This is a genomic window from Hyphomicrobium sp. ghe19 (assembly GCF_902712875.1).
In the GTDB taxonomy this organism is placed as follows: domain Bacteria; phylum Pseudomonadota; class Alphaproteobacteria; order Rhizobiales; family Hyphomicrobiaceae; genus Hyphomicrobium_B.
In genome coordinates this window covers 178,655-193,835 of sequence record NZ_LR743509.1, presented here as the reverse complement: position 1 = coordinate 193,835, position 15,181 = coordinate 178,655, and the positions used below count along the sequence as shown (strand labels likewise).

13 protein-coding genes are annotated in these 15,181 nt (G+C 60.0%); 10 read left to right on the top strand and 3 right to left on the bottom strand.

What is annotated here, in order from left to right; translation table 11 throughout:
• Positions 1–43 precede the first annotated feature (43 nt).
• From AACL53_RS00890 to AACL53_RS00865, 6 genes are all read left to right on the top strand, one after another.
• A complete protein-coding gene (locus AACL53_RS00890; protein WP_339081527.1) occupies positions 44–1,528 on the top strand; it encodes a glucan biosynthesis protein in 1,485 nt (494 codons plus the stop codon).
• 222 nt (positions 1,529–1,750) lie between these two features.
• Complete coding sequence (locus tag AACL53_RS00885; RefSeq protein WP_339081525.1) at positions 1,751–3,376, top strand: NADP-dependent glyceraldehyde-3-phosphate dehydrogenase; 1,626 nt, start codon at positions 1,751–1,753, stop codon at positions 3,374–3,376.
• A gap of 186 nt (positions 3,377–3,562) precedes the next feature.
• The gene (locus tag AACL53_RS00880) at positions 3,563–5,293 is read left to right on the top strand and encodes an adenylate/guanylate cyclase domain-containing protein (RefSeq protein WP_339081523.1); all 1,731 of its coding nucleotides are present in this window, start codon (positions 3,563–3,565) and stop codon (positions 5,291–5,293) included.
• Positions 5,294–5,455: 162 nt separating this feature from the next.
• On the top strand, positions 5,456–7,762 hold the full coding sequence (locus AACL53_RS00875; protein ID WP_339086848.1) for an FdhF/YdeP family oxidoreductase: 2,307 nt from the start codon (positions 5,456–5,458) through the stop codon (positions 7,760–7,762).
• Entirely contained in the window at positions 7,759–8,079 is a 321-nt protein-coding gene (locus AACL53_RS00870) for a hypothetical protein (protein ID WP_339081521.1), read from the top strand. Before AACL53_RS00875 ends, AACL53_RS00870 begins: the two co-directional genes overlap by 4 nt.
• 168 nt (positions 8,080–8,247) lie before the next feature.
• Complete coding sequence (locus AACL53_RS00865) at positions 8,248–8,508, top strand: hypothetical protein (protein WP_339081519.1); 261 nt, start codon at positions 8,248–8,250, stop codon at positions 8,506–8,508.
• On the opposite strand, the gene AACL53_RS00860 is transcribed toward AACL53_RS00865, so the two are convergent.
• Positions 8,509–8,724 (bottom strand): hypothetical protein, encoded by a 216-nt coding sequence (locus tag AACL53_RS00860; RefSeq protein ID WP_339081517.1) that lies wholly within the window; start codon positions 8,722–8,724, stop codon positions 8,509–8,511.
• A 73-nt stretch (positions 8,725–8,797) separates the two neighbouring features.
• Positions 8,798–9,262 (bottom strand): CreA family protein, encoded by a 465-nt coding sequence (locus tag AACL53_RS00855; RefSeq protein WP_339081515.1) that lies wholly within the window; start codon positions 9,260–9,262, stop codon positions 8,798–8,800.
• An 835-nt stretch (positions 9,263–10,097) separates the two neighbouring features.
• On the opposite strand from AACL53_RS00855, the gene AACL53_RS00850 reads away from it, so the two are divergent.
• From AACL53_RS00850 to lon, 4 genes are all read left to right on the top strand, one after another.
• A complete protein-coding gene (locus AACL53_RS00850) occupies positions 10,098–10,733 on the top strand; it encodes a hypothetical protein (protein WP_339081513.1) in 636 nt (211 codons plus the stop codon).
• Positions 10,734–10,793: 60 nt separating this feature from the next.
• Complete coding sequence (locus tag AACL53_RS00845; protein WP_339081511.1) at positions 10,794–11,195, top strand: translational machinery protein; 402 nt, start codon at positions 10,794–10,796, stop codon at positions 11,193–11,195.
• 189 nt (positions 11,196–11,384) lie between these two features.
• A complete protein-coding gene (locus AACL53_RS00840) occupies positions 11,385–11,792 on the top strand; it encodes an Hsp20/alpha crystallin family protein (protein WP_092862951.1) in 408 nt (135 codons plus the stop codon).
• A 10-nt stretch (positions 11,793–11,802) separates the two neighbouring features.
• The gene (gene lon / locus AACL53_RS00835) at positions 11,803–14,220 is read left to right on the top strand and encodes an endopeptidase La (RefSeq protein ID WP_339081508.1); all 2,418 of its coding nucleotides are present in this window, start codon (positions 11,803–11,805) and stop codon (positions 14,218–14,220) included.
• A 32-nt stretch (positions 14,221–14,252) separates the two neighbouring features.
• Here the strand turns inward: lon and AACL53_RS00830 are convergent, their stop codons facing one another.
• Positions 14,253–15,110: a cytochrome c gene (locus AACL53_RS00830; RefSeq protein ID WP_339081506.1), complete on the bottom strand. Its 858-nt coding sequence runs from the start codon at positions 15,108–15,110 to the stop codon at positions 14,253–14,255.
• Between the last annotated feature and the right edge of the window lie 71 nt (positions 15,111–15,181).

The following is a 15,181-nucleotide window of genomic DNA, read 5'->3' as shown; positions in this document are numbered from 1 at the left end:
TGGCGCTTTAACCAGTGCCGCGGTGGGATGGAGCAGTTCCGCAATGAGCGATGCACCGATAGGGGCCGCCACCCTCGGATCGCCGCAACCGTTTTCTTTCGATGACCTGAAGGCAAGAGCGAAAACTTTATCGCAAACCCCCTACGCCCCCGCGCCGCAGCCGGACGATCCGCTTCGGGGTATGACCTTCGATACGTTCGCCCAGGCTGTCTACAAGCCGGAAATGGAGCTTTGGCGGGACGTGCCGGGCGCCCAGACCGTGCGCCTCTTCCCTCAAGGGCGGTTCTACGCAGAGCCGGTAGGCATCTACGTGCTCGAGAATGGCTCGGCCCGCGAGGTGGTTTACAATCCCGACTACTTCAACATGCCGGCGGATCATCCGCTCAGAAAATTGAAGTCGGCGGGCTTTGCCGGTTTTCGGTTGATGAGCCGTGGCGGCGCGAGCGATTGGCTCGCCTATCTCGGCGCTTCCTATTTTCGCGCCTCCGACCCCTACGACCAGTATGGCGGATCGGCGCGAGGGCTAGCCATTAACACCGGCGAGCCCGAAGAATTCCCGCGCTTCACGAACTTCTGGCTGGAGCCGAACGGCAGCGGCATGACCATCTACGCCCTGCTTGAGAGCAAGAGCGTGACGGGCGCCTACCGAATGGACAGCCGGCGCATCGAAGGCGGCCAGGGCGGCGCGATCCAGGACATCGAGTGCGAACTTTATTTCCGCGCCCCCGTTCGTTTGCTCGGCATTGCGCCGCTGACCGGTATGTTCTGGTACGGCGAAAACTCCGGGCACTTCCGCGGCGACTGGCGCCCGGAGGTTCACGATTGCGACGGCCTGGCGATGTGGACCGGCCGCGGCGAACGCATCTGGCGGCCGCTTTCCAATCCGCCCCGCATCGTCACCAACAGCTTCATCGACGACAATCCCAAGGGTTACGGGCTGATACAGCGCGACCGCAACTTCGAGAACTATCAGGACGACAGCCTGTTCTATGACAGGCGGCCGAGCATGTGGGTCGAACCGTTGTCTGGCTGGGGCAAGGGCGCCATCAAACTGGTGCAGTTGCCGACACCGAATGAAACCGAAGATAACATTGTCGCCTTCTGGAATCCCGAGCAACCGATCGTGGCCGGATCGGTCATCAACGCGCGGTATCGGTTGTATTGGGGACTGGACTCACCGCCGACCGGCGACGTCGCCCGCATCGTCGCGACGCGCGTCGGCCTTGCCGGTCTCGGCGGCCGCGACCTCGACCTCCGCCATACCAAGCCGGGCGCGCGGAAATTCATGATCGACGTTGAAGGCAAGACCTTGGAGGACGAGGTTCGCTACGGCGGTCTGGAGACGATCGTCACGACATCCCGCGGCACGATCACCGGCGTCGAAGCGTTTCCCGTTGTCGGCACCAAGCGCTGGCGCATGATGTTCGACTTGGGTGACCTCGACGGCCAGCCCGCCGATCTCCGCGTTTTCCTTGGGAAGAAGGGAGAAGCGCTGAGCGAAACCTGGCTCTACCAGGCTTTCCCCTGACGCGGTCGTCTACCCGAAAACTGGAAAAACGCGACGTAAGCCCGGATCGCTAGAACCTGGCCGGATGATTGGCAGAGCTTTCGGGCTTGAAAGGCAACGGGCGGAACGATCGCCCCGCAGCGAGGTTCAGTGTCGTGGGGCCCGGAAGCAAGCGCTAAGCAAGAGCTTCCGCGTTTCTCGCCATAGATCTCGTCGTCTAGCGATCGGAGGCATCGGCTGCACATGGTCACCACGGACCAATTGCGAGCGCTCTTTCCCGAAGCTGCAAACCTCAAAGCCCATTCTCCGCCGCCTCCCATCGATCAGCGCGATATGCTCGTCGACGGCGCGCTCAAGCGCTGGACGGGCGAGACCATTCCCGTCCGCTCCGCGATCTGCGCCCGCAAACCGGATGGGACTCTCGAACAGATCCCGCTGGGAAGCTATCCGACAGCGGGAATTCCGGAGGCGATGGAAGCACTAGATGCAGCCGTCGAAGCCTACGACGACGGCCGGGGCGAATGGCCGACGATGGCAGTCTCCGAGCGTATCGCCTGCATGCTGGAATTCACGCAGCTGATGATTGAGAGCCGAGCCACCATTGTGGAACTCATCATGTGGGAGATCGGCAAGAGCCGCGTCGATTCCGAAAAGGAGTTCGACCGTACCATCGACTACATCAAGGCGACCATCGAGGCACTGAAGGAACTCGACAACGCCAACTCACGCTTTCTGGTGGTCGAAGGCACGATCGGCCAAATCCGCCGAACGCCGCTCGGCGTCGTGCTTTGCATGGGCCCCTATAACTATCCGGTGAATGAAACCTTCGCGACGCTCATCCCTGCTATGATCATGGGCAACACCGTCGTCTTCAAACCGCCGACATACGGCGTGCTTCTGTTCAACCCCCTGCTCCAGGCCTTCAAGAAGGCCTTTCCGCCAGGCGTGATCAACACCGTTTACGGCAAGGGCGAGGAGATCGTCCCCGCGCTGCTCGAATCCGGAAAGATCAACGTCCTCACATTGATCGGCTCGAGCAAGGTTGCGGACCACCTGAAGAAGATGCATCCGAAGGTGAACCGCCTTCGTGCTATCCTCGGCCTCGATGCGAAGAACGCCGCAATCGTGCTTCCTGACGCCGACATGAACCTCGCCGTGAAGGAATGCGTGACGGGTGCGCTCTCCTTCAACGGACAGCGTTGCACGGCCCTCAAGATGTTGATCGTCCATCGCGATATCGTCGATAGCTTCGTCAAACGCCTCGTCGCGGAAGTCGAGAAGCTGAAGATCGGAATGCCTTGGGAAAAGGGCGTGGTCATAACCCCGCTTCCCGACCTTTCCAAAGTTCGGCACATGACGCGACTCGTCGAAGACGCAAAATCGAAAGGCGCGCGCGTTCTCAACAAAGGCGGCGGAACAGTATGCGGAACGCTCTTTGCGCCAGCCGTCGTCTACCCCGTCAAGGAAGACATGCTTCTCTATCGCGAAGAGCAGTTCGGCCCCATCGTGCCCGTCATGTCTTTCGACGACGTGGAAACGGCGCTCGAATACGTCATCACGTCCGAGCACGGTCAGCAGGTGTCGATCTTCAGCGAAAATCCCGAAACCATCGGCAAGCTTGTGGATCCGCTCGTCAATCAGGTCTGCCGCGTGAACGTCAATTGCCAATGCCAGCGCGGACCTGATGTCTTCCCGTTCACGGGACGCAAGGATTCGGCTGAAGGAACGCTCTCTGTGACAGACGCATTGAGATCGTTCTCGATCCGCTCCATGGTTGCCGCGAAGCAGACGGACGATTCAAAGCGCATCTTGAACAAGATCGTCCGAGACCACGACAGCAACTTCATCAACACGGACTTTATCTTCTGATCGGCTCGAACGCGAACACGGCGGTAAATTTCGCCCTCTCGCCTTGTCCGTTCGTCCTTTGGCGGCGCATTAGAGCAGCACACCACATAATATCTCGCGAAGAAGATCTTTTCGGCGCACAATTGGCTTGACCAACGCCAAGAGAAATAGCACGGCGATGCGGGGAATCCCTTCACCGGAGACGCCATGCAGGTCCTTCTGCGAGGAGACTGGAGACAAAGGCTCCGCCTCATTTCAGGGCTGATCCTTTTTGCCTTCGCAACGACCCACTTCCTCAATCACGCCCTCGCGCTATTCGATCTGCAAGCGATGTACGAAGTCCAGCAATGGCGCTGGATCGTAACGCGCTCGTGGCCGGGCACGATCATCCTCGCAGCCGCGCTCGTCACGCACATCGTCCTCGCGCTCGACAAGCTTTCCGACCGCGCAACACTGCGCCTGCCGGCGTGGGAATTCATCCAGCTTGCCCTAGGTCTCGCCATACCGTTTCTGCTTCTGCCGCACATCGTCAACACACGCTTTGCACGCGACGTCTTCGGAGTGAACGATACATACCTCTACGAACTCGCACGGCTCTGGCCAGACAGTGCCGTGCTGCAAAGCACGCTTCTGCTGCTCGTCTGGATTCACGGCTGCATGGGAATTCATTTCTGGCTGCGCCTTTACGCGCCCTACCGGAAATTCCAGCCGCTTCTGTTGTTGATCGCGATCGTCATTCCAATTGCAGCGCTCGGTGGCTTCATGGTCGGCGGCCGCGCCGTCGCACAGATGATCGCCGATCCGAAAACGTTCGACGAGGTGAAGCAGCTTTCTCACTGGCCGAGCCCCGACAACGCCGACCGGCTGGCTGCCATGCGCCTGATCGTGCGCCTTGTCTTCGCGGCGATGCTGACGGCTGCTCTCGGTCTTCTCGTCTGGCCTTCCATTCAACGCCGCTACTGGCCGCACTTCATAATCAACTATGTCGGAGCTGGTTCCGCGAACTGCACATTCGGACCGACGCTGCTCGAAATCAGCCGAATGAACGGCATCCCCCACGCGTCCGTTTGCGGCGGCCGCGCCCGCTGTTCGACATGCCGGGTCAGGGTCGAGGAAGGCATCGACGCCATCCCTCCGGCGACGTTTCCCGAAGCCGTCACGCTCGCAAGTATCGGTGCGCCTCAGAATGTGCGCCTCGCCTGCCAAGTGAGACCGCGCGGCCCGATGACGGTCACAAGGTTGCTCAGACCGTCCACTGCAAGCCCCGCGGATGTCGACGAAGCGGAGCGCGGTTCCGAGGGCATTGAGAAGCCACTCGCCGCTTTCGTTCTCGACTTGCGCGACTTCACGCGGCTCTCACAAAAGAAAATGCCTCACGACATCGTCTTCATGCTGAACGAAGTCTTCGCCGCGGCCGGCAGCGCCATCGCAGTCCACGACGGCTGGATCGATAAGTTTATCGGCGACGGCTTGCTCGCAGTGTTCGGCGAAAAGCATGGGATAGAAATCGGCTGCCGTCAGGCGCTCAGGGCCGCGCGAGACATCGATCTCGCACTGGACCACATCAACGCCAAGATGGAAGCCGAATTCGGCCGACCCCTTCGCGTCGGCATCGGCATTGAAGCCGGTCCGCTATTGATGGGGCGCATTGGCTACGGCCCGAACGTCGATATGACCGTGATCGGCAGTGCCGTGAACGTAGCGAGCCGCCTCGAAGCCGTCGCCAAGGACAAGGGTGCCCAGGTCGTAATATCTCGCGAGGTCGCAAGGCTCGCCGGGTGGACACCGGCTCCCGATCTACTGTCAAAGGTGGACATTCGCGGCGTCAGCGAACCCCTCGAGATCGTCGCAATCCCGCGCGGACGCGATCTCCCGGCGAGCCTCCTCGCCTCGATGGAAGACTTGGACGAGCGCGTCACCGGCAGAGCGGCCTTTTGAGGCACTGAGGGGCCCCCCACGTTTGTCGCGGCATAAAATACTGAAAAATATTGCGATATTCCGTTTCCGCATAACGGTTATTCCTTGCCCGTGCGTTGCGGACACCCATCATTTCGCACATGCACAACGAGAGCCGGGATGGCAAACGTGGGTGAAGGCGCGATGGGCAAACCTGAATTTATTGGCAAGAAGTCGAAAGCAGCCGGTGGCTGGGGCGCGCTGAAAAGCTGCGGAAAGAAACTGCTCGCAAGCGGCGCACCGCTTTCCGGCGCCGTGACGATGCTGAAAGCCAATCAGCCGGATGGCTTTGACTGCCCGGGCTGCGCCTGGGGCGACCCGGAGCACGGTTCATCTTTCGAATTCTGCGAAAACGGCGTGAAAGCCGTCGCCTGGGAATCGACGGACAAACGCGTCAAGCCTGACTTCTTCAAGAAGCACACGGTCAGCGAGCTTCGCACCTGGACGGATTACGACCTCGAGCGCGAAGGCCGCTTGACCCACCCAATGCGCTACGACGCTGCAAGCGACCGTTACGTACAAGCTGGCTGGGACGAAGCCTTCGGTGAAATCGCCGGCGTCCTGAATAGCCTCGACAGCCCCGACCGCGCCGAATTCTACACCTCTGGCCGCGCGTCGAACGAAGCCGCCTTCATCTATCAGCTCTTCGTTCGCCTCTACGGCACGAACAATTTTCCCGACTGCTCGAACATGTGCCACGAGGCGAGCGGCGTCGCACTCGACCAAGCCGTCGGCATCGGCAAAGGCACGGTCCTACTCGAGGATTTCGAGAAGGCTGACGCGATCTTCGTCATCGGCCAGAACCCCGGCACGAACCACCCGCGCATGCTCGGCGATCTCCGCCGTGCGGCGCTCCGTGGTGCCCGCATCGCCGTCTTCAATCCCGTTCGTGAAAAAGGCCTCGAACGCTTCGCCGACCCCCAGGACAAGCTGGAAATGATCACCGGCGGCTCGACGCCGATCGCCAGCGAATACTTTCAAGTCCGCGTCGGCGGCGACATGGCTGCAGTGCGCGGCATGTCTAAGGCCATATTCGCTGCCGATGACGCAGCCCTCGCGGCCGGACGCCCGTCTGTCCTCGACCACAACTTCCTGAAGCAGCACACGTCGGGATTCGAATTCTATAGGGCAAGCGTCGACGCAACGACGTGGGACCAGATCGAAAATCAATCCGGCCTGTCGCGAGCGCAGCTCGAAGAACTCGCACAAATCTACATCGGATCGAACAAAACGATCTGCACTTGGGCGATGGGCGCCACGCAGCATCGCCACTCGGTGGCAACCATCCGCGAAATCGCGAACTTCATGTTCCTCCGCGGCAATATAGGCCGGCCCGGCACGGGGCTATGTCCGGTGCGGGGACACTCCAACGTTCAGGGCGATCGCACGGTCGGGATCAACGAGAAGCCGCCGCGCCAATTCCTCGATGCGCTCGAAAAGGAACTCGGCGTTCCGATGCCACGCCGCAACGGCCACAACGTCTTGGCGGCAATCGGCGCAATGCTCGATGGATCAGCGCAAGCTTTCATCGCGCTCGGCGGCAATTTCGCCCGCGCGACACCCGACAGCCCGTTGATCGCCAAAGCGTTGATGAACCAGAAGCTCACCGTCAATATTGCGACGAAGCTCAATCATTCGCATCTGCTTCCGGGTAAGGTCAGCTATATCCTTCCTTGCCTCGGGCGCACAGAAATCGATCGCAATGCCGACGGCGTCGCGCAAATCGTAACCGTCGAAGACTCGATGAGCATGGTGCACGGATCAGGCGGCATAAACCGGCCGGCTTCCCCGGAGCTTCGCTCCGAAATCGGCATCATCGCCGGCATCGCGGACGCGACAGTCGGATCGGCGACAGTTGATTGGAAGAGCCTTGCGCATCACTACGACCGCATCCGCGATTTGATCGCGCGCACCATTCCGGGCTTCCACGATTTCAACGAACGTGTCCGCCGCCCGCGCGGTTTCCGCCTGCCCAACGGCGCCGCCGAGCGCATCTGGCATACCCCGTCGCAGAAGGCGACCTTCTCCAACTCGGAGCTTCCCGACCAGACCGAGCACGAACTCGCTATGGCCGAACAAGGCACATTCGTGCTTCAGACGTTTCGCTCGCACGATCAATATAATACGACCGTCTATGGCCTCGATGATCGCTACCGCGGCGTCTACGGAGAACGCCGCGTCGTATTCGTCAATCCGATGGACCTCGCAGAAATCGGTGCCGAAGCCGGCGATCGCGTCGATATCATCGGCAGGCACGACGACGGCGTCGAGCGGATCGCCGAGAGCTTCCGCGTCGTTCCATATGAACTCCCGCGCGGCTCCGTCGCCGGTTATTATCCTGAGCTGAACGTTCTCGTCCCTCTGTCGATCGCCGGCGCCGAGAGCGATACGCCGACATCGAAATCAGTGCTGGTGTCGTTCCGCCTCTGCGAGCAAGCTAAGGCTGCATGAGCGCCGACCCTAAAGACGAAATCACGGAAGAAATAATTCTCGAGGCCGTCGCGGCCTTGAGAGCTGAAGAGGCAGCGCTATCGCCGCTGGGTGCCGCGATACTCGCCGCACTGCATTTCGGCGTTGCGAACGACACCAGGACTTTTTCCCGAAAATTCGGCATCGCCCACGCCCTTGCACTTCGCGAGATCACGGCGCTCTCAGGCGATCTCGATCTTTTGACCGTGATCGAACGAAATCCGCGCACGCAACGCACCGAAATCGCATTGAGCGAGCAAGGCCTGCACCTGTTGTCACGTGCGACAGGAACGCAATAAACGCCGCCATATCGCCGGCACTTTCTCACGGTAAACACAGCCATCCCTTCAACCTCGGCTGATCGGCATATGCTTTGAGCATTGCTTCTGTCCGATGCCGCCCCCGCTTCGATTCTATACGTGCATGTGCTAAACGTCGTGCGTGGGGGAGAACATTCGGAGGCACCGATGGACTCGTCTCACACCTACCAGCCCGAAGCCCTCGAGCGTATGACTTTGGTTCTCGAGCGCGCAGCAAAAGAACTTCGCCTCGATGGCTCTCGTCCCGGCGAAATAGAGCGGTTGGCCACCTGCATTCTCTCGATCGGAAATGCGTACAGCGACGTCAATCGTCTGCTCGAGAAAGCAGTGCGCCTGTATCTTCGCGGCGGGTCTCTCGGCGTCGAACCACGTCGGCGGATTGGTTCCGAAACGATCTTTGTCTGTTAGCTAATTGCGGGGTGAGAGACTCGGAATGACGTCGTTGTCGGCATCCGTTCCAGACAACACGCCTGTGCGCACCGACAGGCTCCGGTCGCTGTGGAAGCTGTAACCCATTGCGATGATCCCGGCGAGGACGCCAAGGGCGAGAAGCCACGGAAACCGGAAGCGCAGCGAGCCGGCACGGTTCGACTGCCCTTCAATCTTCTCGGGAGTAATGGCCATCGCGTCCTCCAGGGTTCGCCGCCTGGGAAAAACCCGTGCTCGGCCCCTCAGGTTCCAAAGCTCCCGGCCGCAGCTAGTGCGCGCCCCACGGCATGACGGGAACAGTCGAAATAGCGTTATAGGGTGAGCCTTCGATTAACCGGTCGCTGATTGCCACATAAACAAGCGTGTTACGCTTCCTGTCCACCGTTCGGAATACGTGAGTGTGCTTGAAGAAAAGCGACGTGCTCGCCGAATAAACTTCGTCTTCATCGGGAAGTTTGGAAATATCGGCGCTGATCGGTCCGACCTGCCGGCACGCAATGGAAAACATCGAAGGATCTTCAGCCAAGCCGAACGTCCCTTTGAGACCGCCCGTTCGCGCCTGACTGATATGGCACGCGACACCCGGCACCTTGGGATCATCGAAGCCGCTCACGCAGACTTTATCGTTGGCGCCGAAGATTCGAAATGTCGTGCTCACGCAGGCGATGTCGTCCGCGCTGGCGCTCCAGGCCGAAAGCATCAAAAAGACCGTAGCGGCCGGAAAATATTTCATCACTCTCTCCCTCGCGCCTGATTGCCGGCGCACGGAGAAAGTGGATATCACGGCCTCGCGGCGCAAGAAGGACTCCTGCGGGCTTCAGCCGTTGCGGTCAATCGCTCATCATACGATATGCGTGTCGCGGCTCGGCCATCTCGCGCTCAGATCCGAAACGAGTATGCGACTACCGCTGTCTGAGATATCGCGCGGGCACTTGGCCGGCATCGACCAGTGCCTCGATGCAGTCTCTCGAAAGCACCCTGCGATTGCTCTCGAAACATCTGCGCAGCTCAGAACTTCCCTGCTTGTACTTTCCACAGAGGCTGCTGTAGTCGGAGGAACACGCGTCCTTGACCTTCCGGGAATAGGCAAAGCCCTGCGTGCCGAACAACGTCAGCGCTGCTGTGGAAATTACAATTGTTTGAACTATTTTTATCGTCTTCATCGCTGCTGTTCGGACCTGAGCGGCCCACCCCTTATTGTAAACACGCGTCCGCCAATGCCACGACATTGAGTTACGCGGCCCGGATTTCAAGCAAATAGAGCACCTTGTTGCACATATGCCGCCGGCGACGTAACGGGCCTTTCCTGCAAGCAATCTCCGAACCTTGCAACCACTTTATTGATAACCATGTTCTAGAGGCCAAATAGCGGCCGGGTTGCGGTCGTCTGCGCAGTCATTATTGTCCGCGTGTGTATTTGGATCCGACCTGGGTTTATTAGATTGCGAAAACGTATTGTACCGGGAAGCAGCGGCGCAATTTTTCGAAGCCGGCGCCCTGAAAGAAGCTGCATTTTCGCGGCAGCCGTCTTTGGTTTTTCCGTTCTGTCGAGCGCTCATGCCTATGCAGTGAGCGACAGCGTCAGACAGGCCTGCAGAAACGATTACTATCAGCACTGCAGTCAGTACTCGGTCGGCACGGAAGAGCTTCGCCAGTGTATGCGGAAGGTCGGCGACGGCTTATCGACCCCTTGCCTCGTCGCGCTCGTGCAGGAAGGGGAAATCACCAAGGCAGATGTCGAACGGCACAATGCCGCCAAGGGCGGCAAAAGCTCAGCCAAGAACGTTGCCGACAACGCAAACTCCAAAGCCGCGGACGACCCCAAGGACGTAAGTAAGAAGAACGCACTGAAGAAGCAGAAGATCGCGAAGGCGAAAATCGCTACAGGTCCAGCCAACGCGAAGAAGGTTTCGACAAAGACAAAGGCCGCCCACAAAGCGACGCCAGTTAAGCCGGGTAAAAAAGCAGACAAGAGCGTTAAGAACACGAAGAAAACAGCAAGTCCCGGCGCTGGCGGCCGGCTCCGCGAAGCGGAGTCGCCAGCGCCCCCAAAAAATGCCGGCAAAAAGGCCTCGACCGCCAAGAACAAAAAGGCCGTGACGAAGCCTGTCGGCGCCAAGCCAAGCGCGACAAAGGCGAGCTCCAAAAAGACAGTAAAGACGGTGAAGAAGGCGAAGACGATCCCTGAAGAACAGGCTCCCTGAGGAACTTTGGCTGGGGGCAAGCGACGTAACGAGGCCCGAGCTCATTCTTACGGAGATCTCATGTCAGAGCATCATTTTCACGCCGTCGTCTGGATCGACCACCACGAGGCCCGAATCTTTTATTTCAGCATATCGGACGCAAACGAAATCGTAGTCCGCCCGAAAGATCCGACGCGCCATATCCACCACAAAGCGAATACCATCGGCAGCGGCCACGCGCCCGAAGATCCGGACTTTTTGCAACGCGTAACGGACGCGTTGGCGGACGCCGGAGCGATACTTGTCCTTGGTCCGGCCACCGAAAAGCTCGTTCTGTTAAACCATATCGACCGTCGCGCCCCCGCGCTTAAATCAAAAATACGAGGGGTGGAAACAGCCGATCATCCGACTGACGGTGAGATTCTGGCCCTCGCACGCAGGTTCTTCAAAGACGATCACATGGAACCGCCGCGCGTCCAGTAAACTAAAAAATAATCACCTGACGGGACGTTGCATTCAAGGGACCCGGCCGGATCGACACCCTTCCCCAAAGAGACACGGGAGCATTGACGACGATCGAACGCCCTCCTTGGCGACAGATCGATCTTATGGCGGTAGTCTCCTCACGGAGCACCTTTCTCGACGGATCAATCCGCAAGCGAAAGAGTATTCATGTCAAACAGAGATCCGATGACCTGGATGTTGGCCGAAGCCGTGGAAACGTTGACGCGCGCGGAACGCATGCACCGGCAGATATTTTCTCTGCAGCGATCCGGAGCCAGGAACGAGCCTGCTTGGGAACCTCCGATCGACGTGCTGGAGACGGAGAGGGAAATTCTGGTCTTTGTCGCTCTTCCGGGCGTTGATCCGGAAATGGTCGAAGCCTCGATCGAGGACGGCATTCTCATTGTATCGGGCCGCCGCGTTGTCCCGCCACAGCTTCGCAACGCCGTGATCCATCGCCTCGAACTTCCGCAAGGCCGCTTCGAGCGTCGCGTGCAATTGCCGGCCGGCCGGTACGGTGTCCGTCAATTCGTATCGAATGGCTGTTTGGTATTCTCGCTGACCAAAGCAGGCTGAGGTAATTTCAATGATACTCGGTGACTCGAACTCCTCCGGCACGAGCGACAATACCGCCCCCCGGACAGGAAACGGCACTCCAAATATCGCCCTGCCGTCAGACGCCCTGATCGTCCTGCCGGTCCGCAAAGTGGTCCTCTTTCCGGGCCTCATTCTTCCGCTCTCCATCGGCCGCGATAAGTCGATCGCCGCCGTCCAGCAAGCTGTGCGGGAAGAGCGCCAGATCGGACTGTTTCTGCAGCGCGATGCCGATAACAACGATCCGGGACCCGACGATATTTATCGCATCGGCACGCTTGCCAATATCGTTCGCTATCTCGCGACGCCGGATGGAAACCACCATCTCGTTGTCCAAGGCGTCCAGCGAATTCGCGTCGAGGAATTTCTTCCCGCCACACCGTTTTTGGTCGCGCGGGTCGTCCATATTCCGGAGCCGGACACGAAATCGACCGAAATCGAAGCACGCTTTCGCAATCTCAAAAGCCAGGCACTCGAGGCGGTGCAGCTCCTTCCGCAATCGCCTCCCGAATTGGTGACGGCCATTGAGAATACGGCGACACCCGCGGCCCTCGCCGACATGGCCGCCGGTTACATGGACATCACGCCCGAAGACAAACAGGCAATTCTCGAAACGGTTGATCTCTCGACGCGCATCGAGCGCGTCTCGACCTTGCTCGCCGAGCGCATCGAGGTGATGCGAATTGCCCAGGAGATTGGTCGTCAGACGAAAGCCGCGTTCGACGACCGTCAGCGCGAAGCCGTCCTGCGTGAGCAAATGGCGACCATCCAGCGTCAACTCGGCGAGGGCGATGGCAAATCGCAGGAAGTAGCCGAACTCAGCGAAGCCATTGCGAAAGCGCAGATGCCGGCCGACGTCGAGCAGCATGCGCGCAAGGAACTCGCGCGCTATCAAAGACTGCCCGAGGCTGCGGCCGAGACCGGCATGATCCGCACCTATCTCGACTGGCTGATCGAACTGCCTTGGACATTACCAGAAGAAAAACCGATCGATATCGCCGAAGCGCGCCGGATTCTAGATGAAGACCATTTCGGGCTCGACAAGATCAAGACGCGCATCATCGAATACCTCGCGGTTCGCAAGCTCGCGCCGCAAGGCAAAGCGCCGATCCTCTGCTTCGTCGGTCCCCCGGGCGTCGGCAAAACATCCCTAGGCCAGTCGATTGCGCGCGCAATGCAACGCCCGTTCGTGCGCGTCAGCCTCGGCGGCGTACACGACGAAGCGGAGATCCGCGGCCATCGCCGCACGTACGTCGGAGCGCTGCCGGGCATCATCATTCAGGGCATCAAGAGGGCCGGCGCCCGCAATTGCGTGATGATGCTCGACGAAATCGACAAGATGGGCCGCGGCATCCAAGGCGACCCATCGGCTGCGATGCTCGAAGTGCTCGATCCCGAACAGAACAGCACCTTCCGTGACAACTATCTCGGCGTCCCCTTCGATCTGAGCCGCGTCGTTTTCATCGCAACGGCGAACATGCTCGACACCATACCGGGACCGTTGCGCGACCGCATGGAGATCATCAGCCTTGCCGGCTACACCGAAAGCGAGAAGCTGCAGATCGCCCGCCGCTATCTCGTCAATCGTCAGCTCGAAGCGAACGGATTGAAGCCCGGCCAGGTCACGATCGACGACGCGGCTTTGGCCGCCATCATTCACGGCTATACGCGCGAAGCGGGCGTGCGCGGACTCGAACGTGAAGTCGGCAAGGTATTCAGAAACGCCGCCGTCAGGATCGCCGAAGACAGCAACGCCCACGTCGACATCACTTCGGCCAGCCTCCCGGATATACTCGGCGCACCGCACTTCGAAAATGAAGTCGCGATGCGAACCAGCGTACCCGGTGTCGCGACGGGCCTCGCATGGACGCCGGTCGGAGGCGATATCCTATTCATCGAGGCAAGCAGGTCGCCAGGGAAAGGCGGCTTGATCCTCACCGGCCAGCTCGGCGACGTGATGCGCGAGAGCGCTCAAGCCGCAATGACACTGGTGAAGAATCGCGCCGAATCCCTCGGTATCGATCCCGCCGTTTTTGAGAAGAGCGAGATCCATGTGCACGTCCCGGCCGGCGCGACGCCCAAGGACGGCCCAAGCGCCGGCGTCGCGATGTTCATGGCACTCGTCTCGCTCCTCACAAATCGCACGATCAGAAACGACACCGCGATGACGGGAGAAATCTCGCTGCGGGGACTCGTCTTGCCTGTCGGCGGCATCAAGGAAAAAGTCGTTGCCGCGGCGGCCGCCGGAATTACGCGCGTTATGCTACCGGCACGAAACCGGCGCGACTTCGACGATATTCCGCAAGACGCCCGCGATCGGCTGGAATTCATATGGCTCGAGCGCGTCGACGACGCCGTTGCTGGCGCATTGGATAAAGGCCCCGCCTCGACGAACACAATCGTCGCCTGATTCAAAACGGAAAAGGCACGGTGACGAGAGCCTCACGGCGCCGGTTTGGTAGCTGCGGCGTCTCGCGCCGACTTGCGCTTACCCATATACGCGAGATAGGCGATGACTGCATCGACGTCGCTATTTGAAATGGCCGCCTCGTCGAAGGCATCCATCTGCTGCTGCGGCCACGTACGGACAGCCTTTGGATTGCGAATGATGGCGCGAATCCCCTTGGGGGTAATGTATTCGGTGACGTTCATAGGTTGACCAAGATCGGGTCCCATCTCGCCATCCCCCGCACCCTCGATGCGATGGCACGACATGCAGGTCTTGGCGAACACGCTCTGCCCCCGCCGCTCAGGCGCGTCGTCTGCGACCGAGCGATCGACGGCCATTTGCGGCCAGCGCTTGAGAGGATCTTCGCCCCCTGACAGCGACACCAGCGAAAACGGCCATTGCGCATCGCCGACGCCGGAACGCTCGGGATTTTCCCAGACCAGATAGAAAGGACCGGCGCTGACCGTCTGCCCCGGAAGTTTTGGCCACGGCGCGGCCGGGTCTTCGACGGCGATCCAGGCCACAGAGCCGCCCGCGGAACTCTTCGTAAGCAGCGCCTTCGGAATTTGCGACGCGTATCCGTCGCTGGCCCGCGCCTCGATCGTATCGAAGTTGCCGTTCAGCGCTGGCCCGATCAGCGCGAGAAGCGGCACCGCGCGATACTTCATGTCACGATGATATGCGGCGTCCTTTGGGACGGCCAGAAAAGTTGTATCCGGCCTCGCCAGCAGTTCGGCTGCCGTGACACGTCGCGCCTCGCCGCCGAAAGTGAGCGTGAGAACGCGCTCGGCGGCGGCGCAGGTGCCGGCACCGAAAGTCCACAGGACCAGGAGCGCCAGAGTCCGGAACATTCCATTTTCCCCAAAATCATCCCGCCGCTAACTGACGATCTTCGTCGAGAGCGGCTCCACCTTCACCCCGG